The sequence below is a fragment of the Paraburkholderia dioscoreae genome (assembly GCF_902459535.1).
GTDB classification, from domain to species: domain Bacteria; phylum Pseudomonadota; class Gammaproteobacteria; order Burkholderiales; family Burkholderiaceae; genus Paraburkholderia; species Paraburkholderia dioscoreae.
This window is the reverse complement of the sequence record NZ_LR699554.1, coordinates 257,980-269,959: the sequence shown is the minus strand read 5'-3', so window position 1 is coordinate 269,959 and position 11,980 is coordinate 257,980. Positions and strand designations below refer to the sequence as shown.

The 11,980-nt window shown below is 62.8% G+C and carries 8 protein-coding genes; 4 read left to right on the top strand and 4 right to left on the bottom strand.

Annotated elements, in window-relative coordinates; translation table 11 throughout:
* Window positions 1–7: 7 nt before the first annotated feature.
* From PDMSB3_RS21440 to PDMSB3_RS21425, 4 genes are all read left to right on the top strand, one after another.
* Window positions 8–1,009 carry a GlxA family transcriptional regulator gene (locus tag PDMSB3_RS21440; protein ID WP_007178861.1) on the top strand — a complete coding sequence of 334 codons (1,002 nt, stop codon included), beginning with the start codon at window positions 8–10 and terminating at the stop codon, window positions 1,007–1,009.
* 649 nt (window positions 1,010–1,658) lie between these two features.
* Window positions 1,659–4,844, top strand: a complete 3,186-nt coding sequence (locus PDMSB3_RS21435; protein WP_007178860.1) for an efflux RND transporter permease subunit — start codon at window positions 1,659–1,661, stop codon at window positions 4,842–4,844.
* Complete coding sequence (locus PDMSB3_RS21430; protein WP_165187629.1) at window positions 4,834–6,021, top strand: efflux RND transporter periplasmic adaptor subunit; 1,188 nt, start codon at window positions 4,834–4,836, stop codon at window positions 6,019–6,021. The genes PDMSB3_RS21435 and PDMSB3_RS21430 overlap by 11 nt, the downstream gene beginning before the upstream one ends.
* Window positions 6,014–7,483, top strand: a complete 1,470-nt coding sequence (locus PDMSB3_RS21425) for an efflux transporter outer membrane subunit (RefSeq protein ID WP_007178858.1) — start codon at window positions 6,014–6,016, stop codon at window positions 7,481–7,483. The genes PDMSB3_RS21430 and PDMSB3_RS21425 overlap by 8 nt, the downstream gene beginning before the upstream one ends.
* Window positions 7,484–7,500: 17 nt before the next feature.
* On the opposite strand, the gene PDMSB3_RS21420 is transcribed toward PDMSB3_RS21425, so the two are convergent.
* The 4 genes from PDMSB3_RS21420 to PDMSB3_RS21405 form a co-directional block, all read right to left on the bottom strand.
* A complete protein-coding gene (locus PDMSB3_RS21420; RefSeq protein ID WP_007178857.1) occupies window positions 7,501–8,031 on the bottom strand; it encodes a c-type cytochrome in 531 nt (176 codons plus the stop codon).
* Between the two features lie 182 nt (window positions 8,032–8,213).
* Window positions 8,214–9,077: an NmrA family NAD(P)-binding protein gene (locus PDMSB3_RS21415; protein WP_007178856.1), complete on the bottom strand. Its 864-nt coding sequence runs from the start codon at window positions 9,075–9,077 to the stop codon at window positions 8,214–8,216.
* Window positions 9,078–9,314: 237 nt separating this feature from the next.
* Window positions 9,315–10,538 (bottom strand): MFS transporter, encoded by a 1,224-nt coding sequence (locus tag PDMSB3_RS21410; protein ID WP_007178855.1) that lies wholly within the window; start codon window positions 10,536–10,538, stop codon window positions 9,315–9,317.
* A 78-nt stretch (window positions 10,539–10,616) separates the two neighbouring features.
* Window positions 10,617–11,918, bottom strand: coding sequence for an MFS transporter (locus PDMSB3_RS21405; RefSeq protein WP_165187626.1), 1,302 nt, complete (start codon window positions 11,916–11,918; stop codon window positions 10,617–10,619).
* Window positions 11,919–11,980: the final 62 nt, after the last annotated feature.

Sequence of the window (11,980 nt, the reverse complement as noted above, 5' to 3'; positions counted from 1 at the left end):
CCTTCAGATGGCGTGCCATATCGACGTACACAACACCGTCGTTCAACGACGCGTTCCGCGTGACGGACACGCCGTAAAACACATTGGCGTAGCCGTCTTCAACGGTTTTTCCCTCCTCGACACTGTGTCTATCGTTGAAGCATTTCAGGCGGCGAACAGATTTGCACAAGATAGCCAACGCGACGCGCCGCACTACGACGTCCGGCTGCTTTCGGCAGCAGGCGGAAGGATCGCCAGTTCATCGGACGTCTTCGTGTGGACAGACAGTGTTGAAGCGCGCGGCTACGCGGGCCACTTTCACGCTTTGTTCATTGCCGGTGGTACGGGCGTGCACGACGCCAGGCGTGATGAACGGTTGCTGGCGTGGCTGCGCTGCGCCCACTTGCGCAGCGAAAACGTTCTTCCTATCGCTGAAGGTCAGTTCCTGCTCGAAGCTGCGGGGTTCGCATCTTCAGCGGGTAGGGGAAGTGCTCGTGGCCGCGTGCCGCACCATCATTCCCGCCGCGATCCGGAACCGGCTACGCAACGTGAAGTATCAAGTCCGCTTGAGAGTGCCTTGAGTGTCATCGAGGCGGATCTCGGCACGGAAATCACGTGCAAAGCCGCAGCGTGCCTGGCGCCACGAGCATCGACACAGTTCACATCGGTGTTGAATAGAAACATATCGGGAAGCGTAAGCGACAAGATCGGCGCCTCGGCGCGGTGGCTGGAAGCGAACGGCGATCAGCCGATTTCCATCGACAGAGCAGCAGGGATCGCCGCGATGAGCGAGCGCAACTTTCTTCGCCGCTTCAAAGCGGAAATAGGCGTGACGCCATCCGGCTATCTGCTTTATGTCCGGCTCGATATGAGTTGCCGGCTTCTTGTCGAAACCGCGCTACCGGTGGACAAGATCGCGCGGCGGTGCGGATTTGGCGGTGGCGCGCAGCTCGCCAAGCTCTTTCGCAAACACATGGGCGCAACACCCACCGAGTACCGCGGCAGCAAGCGTCAGCCGCACGATTGCTAATCGTAAGCCGACATCTTTCCTGTCACTCAAACGGCACCTCCGTTCGCCTCGGTCCGTACCGGGGCGATAAAAGTCGACGCGGCCTTCAGACCTCTCGTTATTCCAGCCTCTCACTCCACCTGTTTTTCACACGACAGTTTTGTGCAAAACGTTTCTTTTATGGAAGCGGCGTTCGAAAGCGCGTGGAATAGGAGTCCTCCTCATCGGCCCCACGCGCGTCCCCGTTGCGTTTTATCTCGCCGCGCCTCGCCGGCGACTCTTCCTGTTGGGCACCTGCAAGTACCCGAAATGCCTTTTGACGTTCTGCAGCAATTTCTACCTTTGTGTACATTCGCGCTTGGACTTCGCTGCGGAACATTTGCACGCGGTCAAACGGACATTTCGTCGTTGCGCAGGTCTTTCTTCTCTTGGTGCGAGACAGCTGAAAGATTCACGCAAGCTTATGTCGATCGATATTAAGCGGTGTTGTGATTATCAAGAATGCAGATGATTCGAAACCCTGGCCAGCATCCCGTCACGCTTCCATTGCCCGTTACCCCAGTTGCACTCTGCGTGCACATCGAGCACGAGCGCGCGGCCTGCAATCGCCGTAAGCCGCGCTGACGTCCTCACAGCCGCAATCACGTTTTCACCCTGCCTTGGAATTGTCATGCTCGGCCTAGTCCGTATTGCCCTTAGGCGACCTTACACTTTTGTCGTGCTGGCGATCTTCATCCTCATCATAGGACCATTGTCCGCGATGAAGACGCCAACCGACATCTTTCCCGACATCCGGATTCCGGTGATCAGCGTCGTGTGGCAGTACACGGGGCTGCCGCCGGACCAGATGGTCGGCCGGATCACCTCGCCGTTCGAGCGCACGTTGACGACCACCGTGAACGACGTCGAGCACACCGAGGCGGAATCGGTCGCAGGCTTCGGGATCATCAAGATCTTCTTCCAGCCGGGCGTGAATATCAGCACGGCCAATGCGCAGGTGACGTCGGTCGCGCAGACGCAATTGCGCCAGTTGCCGCCCGGGACGACGCCGCCGCTGATCCTGAACTACAACGCGTCCACCGTGCCGATCATCCAGTTGGCGTTGTCGGGCAAAGGACTCTCGGAGCAGCGTCTGGGCGACCTTGGTCTGAACGCGGTGCGCCCGGTTCTCACGACGGTTGCGGGCGCATCGATTCCCTACCCGTTCGGCGGCAAGACGCGCCAGGTACAGATCGACGTCGACCCTGCAGCGCTCCAGGCGCGCGGCTTGTCTGCGCAGGACGTGGCTAACGCACTCGCCGGCCAGAACCTGATCACGCCGGTCGGCACCGAAAAGATCGGGGACTACGAGTACACGCTGCAACTGAACAACGCGCCGTCGCAAATCAAGGCCTTGGGCGATCTGCCGGTCAAGGCAGCCAACGGCACCACTGTCTACATTCGCGACATTGCCAACGTGCGCGACGGCAGCCCGCCGCAAACCAATATCGTTCATGTGGACGGCCACCGTTCGGTGCTGATGTCCGTGCTCAAGAACGGTTCCGTGTCCACGCTCGGCATCATCGCCGGCGTCAAACAGCAGATCGCCGCCGGCAAGGCGTCATGGCCCGACGCCCTGCGGATCGATCCGATCGGCGACCAGTCGCTGTTCGTGCGGGCGGCCATCACCGGCGTGGCGCGCGAAGGAGTGATCGCGGCTGTGCTGACGAGCCTGATGATCCTGCTGTTCCTCGGCAGCTGGCGCTCGACCCTCATCATCGCCACCTCGATCCCGCTTGCCATTCTCGGCTCCATCGCCACGCTGTCGGCGCTCGGCGAAACGCTGAACATCATGACGCTCGGCGGACTTGCGCTGGCAGTGGGGATTCTGGTCGACGACGCGACGGTCACAATCGAAAACATCAACTGGCACCTCGAGCATGGCAAGGAGGTCGAGACGGCGATTCTCGACGGCGCCGCCCAGATCGTCACGCCGGCGTTCGTCTCGCTGCTGTGTATCTGCATCGTGTTCGTGCCGATGTTCTTCCTGCAAGGCGTCGCGCGATTCCTGTTCGTACCGATGGCCGAGGCCGTCATCTTCGCGATGATCTCGTCATTCTTTCTGTCGCGTACGCTCGTGCCCACCATGGCCAAGTATCTGCTCAAGCCGCATGCGCACGGCGAGCACGACGAGAAACGCCCGGGTCCGCTCGGACGTTTTCAGCGCGGCTTCGAAGCACGCTTCGAAAAAATACGCACCCGCTATCACGGCCTGCTGGAACTCGCGCTGACGCACCGGCGCCGGTTCGTTGCCGGCTTTCTCTGCTTCGTGCTCCTCTCGTTCGCGCTCGTGCCGTTTCTCGGCCGCAATTTCTTTCCCGCGGTGGATGCCGGCCAGATCCTGTTGCACGTGCGCGCGCCCGTCGGGGTTCGCGTCGAAAAAACCGCGCAGATCTTCGCGGACGTCGAAGACGCGATACGCCGGATCATTCCGCCGGCAGATCTGGGCACCGTCGTCGACAATATGGGCCTGCCTGTCAGCGGCATCAACACCGCGTACAACAACACCGGCACGGTCGGCTCGCAGGACGGCGATATCCAGATCGCGCTGAACGAAGGCCACCGTCCGACCGACGAATATGTGCGCCTCATGCGCGAGCGCTTGCCGCACGAATTTCCGGGCGTCACGTTCTCGTTCCCGCCGGCCGACATCATCAGTCAGATCCTGAACTTCGGTTCGCCCGCGCCGATCGACCTGCAGATTCGCGGCAACAATCTGGATGCCAATTACGCCTATGCAGACCGGCTGCTGCGCGAGGTTCGGGATGTACCGGGCGTGGTCGATGCGCGGATCGCGCAGTCTCACGCCAATCCGACCTTCAACGTCGACGTGGATCGTACCCGCGCGCAATTGCTCGGCATCACCGAGCGCGACGTGACCAACAGCATGGTGGTGAACCTTGCGGGTTCGAGCCAGGTGGCGCCCACCTTCTGGTTGAACAACGCAAACGGCGTGTCGTATCCGATCGTCATGCAAACGCCGCAATACAGCCTCGATTCGCTCTCCGCGCTGCAAAACCTGCCGATCACCGCCAGCACCGGCGGTGCCGCGCAGATCCTCGGCGGCCTCGCAACGGTCGAGCGCACCAGCAGCAACGAGGTGGTCAGCCAGTACAACATCCAGCCGATGGTCGAGATCTTCGCGACCACCCAGGACCGCGACCTGGGCGCCGTATCCGCCGATATCCAGCGCATCGTGCACGAGAACGCCGGCACGTTGCCCAAGGGCTCGACGGTCGCGCTGCTCGGCCAGGTGCAGACCATGAACAGCGCCTTTGCCGGCATGTTGTTCGGTCTGCTCGGCGCGGTCGTGCTGATCTATCTGCTGATCGTCGTCAACTTCCAGTCGTGGGCCGACCCGTTCGTGATCGTGACCGCACTGCCGGCCGCGCTGGCAGGCATCGTGTGGATGCTGTTCGCGACCCATACGACGCTCTCGGTGCCCGCACTGACGGGGGCGATCATGTGCATGGGCGTCGCGACGGCCAACTCGATTCTCGTGGTCAGCTTTTGCCGCGAACGTCTCGCCGTACATGGCGACCCGTTCAAGGCCGCGCTCGAAGCGGGCTTCACGCGTTTTCGCCCAGTACTGATGACCGCGTTGTCGATGATCATCGGTATGGCGCCGATGGCACTGGCCCTCGGCGAAGGCGGCGAGCAGAACGCGCCGCTCGGCCGCGCCGTGATCGGCGGCCTGCTGTTCGCCACCACGGCTTCGCTGTTTCTCGTCCCCGTCATCTTCTGTATCGTCCACGCGCGCCCCGGGCGCGCGGCTACCCCGGCATCCGTCTCGGGAGGTCCCGCTCATGTCGTCTGATTCCACGTTGCCCAGTCACCCGCCGTCGCGCCGCACGCTTGTCGTCGCGGGCATTGTTGGCCTGCTGGTCGTCCTCGGCGTTGTCATTGCCGGCGTCACGCTGCGAGCGGAAGACGCCCGCAAGCTGAAGAGTTGGACCGATGCCCAGGCCGTGCCAACGGTCACTCTGATTCTGCCCGTGCGCGATGTCAACGGCCCGTCGCTGCAATTGCCCGGCCGCCTTGAAGCATTCACGCGGGCGCCGATTTTCGCGCAGGTCAGCGGCTATCTGAAATCATGGAGCGTCGACATCGGCGCGCCGGTCAAAGCGGGCCAGGTACTCGCCGAGATCGAAACGCCCGAACTCGACCAGCAGTTACTGCAAGCGCGCGCCGATCTGCAAAGCGCGCAGGCCAACGCCGTGGTGGCGGGCACGACGGCGAAACGCTGGGAAGCGCTACGTGGCACGGATTCCGTCGCGCAGCAGGATGTCGACCAACGCACCGCCGATTACACCGCGAAAGAGGCCATCGTCGCCGCCGCGAAAGCCAACGTCGATCGTCTCGTCGCGACCAAGGCGTTCGCGCGGATCGTCGCGCCGTTCGACGGCGTGGTGACGGCCCGCGATACGGACGTCGGCGCGTTGGTGAGCGCGGGCAGCGGCGGCGCCGGTCAGGAGCTGTTCGCCGTCTCCAAAGTCGACCAGCTGCGTGTCTATGTACAGGTGCCGCAAAACTATGCGCCCGCGATCCACGACGGCACGACCGCCACCCTGACGGTGCCCGAATATCCCGACCAGCAGTTCACCGCACGCGTCGTGGCCGCGGCGGACTCCGTCAATTCGAGTTCTGGTACGACACTGGTTCAGCTGCTGGTCGACAATTCCAATGGCAAGCTGCTGCCGGGCGGTTTCGCGAGCCTGAAATTCACGCTGCCCGCCGCCGCGCATTCCGTACGCGTGCCGGCGAGCGCGCTTGTGTTCGACAGCCGGGGAACCGTGGTCGCCACCTTGGCCGCCAACGGTCATGTGCTCTTCAAGCCTGTGAAGATCAGCCGCGATCTGGGCGACTCCGTGGAAATCTCTTCAGGACTGGCCGCCACCGACCGCCTGATCGACACGCCGCCCGACGGACTCGCCGACGGCGACAGCGTACAGACCGCGGCCGCCACGGACAGGAAGGCGGCCGCCCATGGTTAAGGTTCGACTTCCAGCGCTTCTCGCGAGTGTGGCGGCATTGTCAGCGTGCTCGCTCGCGCCGCAATACCAGGTTCCGCCCACACCCGTAGCCGCGCAATACAAGACCGTTGGACCGTGGACCACCGCGCAACCGGCGGACCGGATAGACCGTAACGGCTGGTGGAAGATGTATGGCGACGCCCAGCTCGACACACTCGAAACCAGCCTGCTGGCAAACAATACCGATCTGCGCGCGGCTTACGCGCACTATGCGCAAGCCCAGGCGTTCGTGGCGCAGGTCGAGTCGGGTCTGTACCCGTCCGTCAGCGCTAGCGCCGTGCCGCAGCGCGACCGCCAGTCCGACAACCGCCCCTTGCGCGCGGGAGGCCCGAACGACTACAACTCCGTCACGCTCGGCGGCCAGGTCAACTACGATCTCGATCTGTGGGGCCGCGTGCGCGACTCCGTTGTTGCGGGCAAGGACGAAGCGCAGGCGACCAAGGCCGATCTGGCTTCCGTGCAATTGAGCCTGCAGGTCACACTGGCAGACAGTTATATCCGCTTACGCGGCCTCGACCAGCAAACCGATCTGTTGAACGAAACAGTGGCGGCCTATGCGAAGGCACTGCAACTCACGCAAACCCTGCACAACGGCGGGATCGTGTCGGGCCTCGACGTCTCGCGCGCGCAGACCCAGTTGTCGTCGGCAAAGTCGCAGTTGTCGCAGAACCTGGCGCAACGCGCGCTCATTGAACATGCGATCGCCGTACTGGTCGGCGCCTCCGCGTCCGAATTCAGCCTGCCGCAGCAGACCGCCGCCATTGCGTTGCCGGCCATTCCGACCGGCCTGCCTTCCACACTGCTGCAGCGCCGGCCCGACGTCGCGGCAGCGGAACGGCGAGTCGCGGAAGCCAACGCGAAGATCGGCGTGGCGCGGGCGGCTTACTTCCCGGACATCACGTTGAGCCTGCAAGGGGGCGTGCAAAGCGCGGCCTATGCCGGGCTCGTGAGCGCGCCCAACCTGTTCTGGGCCATTGGTCCGCAACTCGTGCAATACGTGTTCGACGGAGGCTACCGTCGCGCTCAGCTCGACGCCGCCAAAGCGGCCACCGAGGAAGCTGGAGAACTTTACCGCGGCGTGGTGTTGTCCGCTTTCCAGCAGGTTGAAGACAATCTGGCCTTGCTGTCCTACCTCGGCACGGCACTGGGAGAACAACGCGACGCCGCGAGCGCCGCGCAGTACTCGGTGGACCTTGCACTACGTCAATACCGCCAGGGCACCGTGGGTTACCTCGATGTCGTGCAGGCGCAAACCGTACAGCTCGACGCGCAGCGCAGCCTGCTCGACATCCAGACCCGCCAGCTCAGCGCGAACGTGCAGTTGCTGCATGCGCTCGGCGGCGGATGGTCGAGCGATGAACTGGCCAAGGTGGCTGCCACGCCGGCACTCGTCGCGAGTTCGACGCAGTACGGCGCCAACTAGCGTTTTCCGCCACGCCCCTACTTCGTACCGTGCGCAAGCGTCTCGTATCGCTGCGGGGTGATGCCCCGCGCGTCGTAGAGAAATGCAGCCGTTTGCCAAATGGTTTGATCGGTTTGCGTCTTTCCGAAGCTCGGCATGGCGGTCATGTTCACGCCATGTTTGATGACCCAGAACATCAGCTTGGGGTTGTTGCGGCGGCTGGCGGCCAGCAGCGCGGGTGCGGCCGGTTGAATCCCCTGCCCAACGAAGCTAAGCGGCTTTCCTGGCACACCGTGGCAAGCGGCGCATGTCGAATCGTAGAAGCGCGCGCCGGCTTCGATATTCCTGAGCGACATCAGATCGCCAGGCGGCACGTCTTTGCCTGCGTGACGATGCAGCGACGCCTCGTAAGTGGAGTGCAACATCCACGCGATGACGGGGTTGTCTTTCGAGCTCGCGGATACGTCGTAGACGCCGGAAAAACCGAATAGAACCGCGCCGATTGCCAGCAGGACGAGAGTGGCAACGATCGTCGCAGCCACGCTGGCGACGGGATGACGAATTTGCATGGAAACGCTCCAGAGTCGCTGTACGCGCGTAGATTGGTCGGCCCATCTCATCGCCGGTTGATACGTCACCAGCACGTCGCAAGCGCGATGAAGATGAGCGACCGATCGTAGCGCGCACGCCGTTACCGGACCCCGTCGTCTGGATTACCGTCTTGTCATCTTGCCGGCTTGGCCAAGCGTGCTCAGCCAACCCGTTCGATGAGCGACTGCAACACCGTTTCCAGCGTCACACTGCCCTTTATCGTCTGGTCCGGCCTCTCGAACTCGATCCAGCCCTCGTTGAAGCCGTGCAGCATCTGCATGCGCGGGGTAGGATTTTTCATGCCCTGCGACGTGAAGAGCGCTTCCCACGTATCACGCGGCACGGTTTCCACGCGCACGTCCTTGCCAAGCAAACGCGCGAACGTATTCGCCACGTCGTTTGGGGTGACGCGCCGCGGGCCTTCAAGTTCGACGATCCGCTTGCCGGTCCACGTCTGCTGCAACATGCTGGCCGCGACCCGGCCGACATCGGCGGTTGCCACCATCGGAACCGGTTTATCGAGCGGTTGCAGGAAGCTGGGGATGACGCCCGCCGTGCGCGCGGGTTCCACGTCCCACGCCGCGTTTTCGATGAACCAGCCTGCGCGCAGGAAGGCGACCGGCATCGGCAGCGAACCCAGTTGCTGCTCCATGTATCCCAGTTGCTGCAACAGGTTCGGCTGGGCAGCCTGGGCGCCGATCGTCGACAGGCACACCACTTTCGGCGGGCTCGCCTGTTTCAATGCCTCACGCAACGTGCCGACCAGGTGGCGCGATTCCGCAAAGTCCGGCGACGGATCGAAGTTCGGCGGCAGCAGAATGAACACGCCATCGACGCCGGAAAACGCGGTGCTCAGCGCCTGCGTGTCGGACATCTCCGCGACAGCGATTTCACAACCCTGCTCCTTCCACTGAGCCCCCTTTGTGGCGCTGCGAACCACGGCGCGTACGTCCTTGCCAGCCGCCAGCAGCGCACGGGCAACCACACCCCCGACCTGACCTGTGATACCGGTTATTGCAAACATTTCGCTCTCCAGTTGAACGCGGCATGAACCGCTTGAGGAGAATTGTGAAGACTTGATCGCTCTGCACAAATAGCATGAATGTCATTTCATATATGCTTACGGGGCATCACAACCTGCGACCGTCGGCCAGTCGGCCGTCCATCGGACCGATCCGATCGCTTTTGCGTGTGTGTTCAAAGCTCCGAGGCCTCGATTCTGGCTATCGCGAGCGTGATCGGGCAGCGAGAACTCTCGTGTTCACTTCCCGGTCGCTTCGGCGTTGCGCCCCGGGCTCGTTTGCTCGCGCATCAGCAGAAGCAGGAGCAGCGCGACAAGCACGAGAACAATCGTCAGACCGACGAAGAGCAGCGTCGCGCGCTGAATGTCGGCGTGCTGCACGGCGATGCCGAGGCCAATCACAGGTAGCGAGATCGCCACATAAAGCACGACGAAAAAGCTCGATGTCACTTCCGCGCGCCGATGCATAGGCGCAGCGGCAGCGATCTCGCCCAACCCGGCGCGAAAGCTGATGCCCTGCCCGACTCCTGCCAGCGCGGTGCCGAGTAAAAGCGCGCCGAGTGAGCGCTCGGGCACGCACAGGCCGACACACACCAGTCCCACAATGAGTCCGATGCAGCCGGCCGTTTGCCGCCAGCGGGCGACCATGAGCGTCTGGACGATCTGACCGAGCGCCGAGCATGCGAACAGCAAGAACACGATCGAGCCGGTCACGATACCGCTATGAAAGCCGAGTACCACCCGGATCAATTGAGGTGCGACCGCCGCGAAGAAACCGACCACGACGAAACCCGCGAACCCTGCCAGGGCAGCGGGAATGAAGGCACGCCGCACCTCGGCGGGAAGCGAGATTTTCTGGATGCCGAGCTTGACGCGCGCCGGGATCGCGGCGGTCTCCGGCACGCCGGCCACAGCAAGCACGGCGATACCGACGAGCGCCAGATGCACCGCATAGGGCAATTGCATCGGCCAGGGAAAGCGTTCGACGAGAAAGCCGCTTAACAACGGGCCGCAGCCTAGCCCCAGCATATTGGAGGAAGTAGCCGCGAGCATGGCCTTACCGCGCCATGCAGGCGGCGCAAGTTCGATCACGGCGACAGTTGCGGTGCCCGTGAATATGCCGGCCGACACGCCCGACAACAGGCGGCCCAGAATCAGCAGCGCCAATCCGTCGCTCAGCAGGAAGGTCAGCGCTGACGCGGCGGACGCACACAGCCCCGCGAGCAGCATGCGGCGGCGGCCTAGCTGATCGGACCAGTTGCCGATCAGCAGCAATGCACTCAACACCCCGATTGCATAGGAGGCGTAGATCACCGTAATGACGGTCGGTGTAAAGCCGAATTGCAGTTGGTAGTACCGATAGATTGCAGTCGGTAGTGTCGTGCCCGTCATGTTGATGGCGAACGCCAACGCTACAGCGAGAAATGCGATCGGCGAGTGCGGTGCCACAGAAGCTGTTTTCATCAAACGTCCCAACGGTTGCTCGAAGACTGCGCGCAATTATGGGCAATTTCTCACAGGTCTGCTGACGCCGCCGGCGCTTCACCGCAATCCGCTATGCAGCGTCTCCTTATACGCATACGCAGCCACCAACGTGCACAGGCCCGCGCCGATCACGAACCACGCCGGCGAATACAGATCGCCGGTACGCGACACGAGGTATGTCGCAATGAATGGCGCCGTTCCGCCGAGCAGCGTGACCGGAATGTTCAGGCTCACCGACAGCCCGGTGTATCGCAGCTTCGTGGGCATGATCTCGGCCATCGCGCATAGCGCCGTGGCCGAATGCGGCGCGAACGCGAGGCTCATCAGGCACAGCCCCGCGACCGTCTTGCCGAAGTCATGCGGATCGAGCAGATGAAACGCCGGGTACGTCACGAGCATGATGGCGAGCGAACTCACGAGCATCAACGGACGACGGCCGACAATATCGCTCAGGTGCGCAAAGACCGGCAGCAAAGCGCAATAGAAGATCAGGCTGTACAGGTTGGCGCGCTGCGCGTCCGCGAGCTTGAAGCCGAGCACCGCGGACAGATAAGTCGGCGAATAGATATAGTAGATGTAGATGCACGCCGAGGGCGCGGAGATGAGCCCCATTCCGATCAGAATCGCCTTCCACTCTCTGCGCAATCCGGTCACGAGCGGCGTGCGCTCGATCTCCGCAGTCTGTTGCACCGACGAGAAGTGCGGTGTTTCTTCCAGCTTCAGCCGCAGGTAGAGCCCGACGAAACCGAGCGGCAGTCCCGCGAAAAAGGGCAGACGCCAGCCCCAGGCGCGCAGGTCTTCGGCCGACAGCGCCCCGGTGATGATCGACGCCACAGCGCCGCCCACCAGCAACGCAAGGCCGATCGTGAAGGTCTGCCAGCCGGTATAGAAACCGCGCCGGCCGGGCGGCGCATATTCGGCGATGAACGAAGTCGCGCCGCCATACTCGCCGCCGACGGAAATGCCCTGCACCAGCCGCGCGGCGGTGAGAATAATCGGCGACGCGATCCCGATCGCGCTATAGGTGGGCAACAGGCCGATCACCGTAGTCGAGCACGCGATCAGCATCACCGCGACGGCAAGCGGCGTCTTGCGGCCGTAGCGGTCGCCGAGGTGCCCGAAGATCAGCCCGCCGAGGGGCCGCGATGCATAGCTGATGGCGAACACCGCGAACGTGAGCAGCAGGCTCGCTGCTTCGTTGTCGGCCGGGAAGAACAGACGCGCGATCACGGACGCAAAGTAGCCGTAGATCACGAAGTCGTAGTACTCGATAAAGTTGCCGACACAAGCGGCAACGAGCGCCTTCTTGTGCTGCGCGACACGCTGCGTTTCGTTCACAGCGAGAGCGATCGATTCCATCACGCAAGTCTCCATATTTGTTTGTTATTGGTTGTCGGGGTGGCCGGCGTCCTCTTCGGACG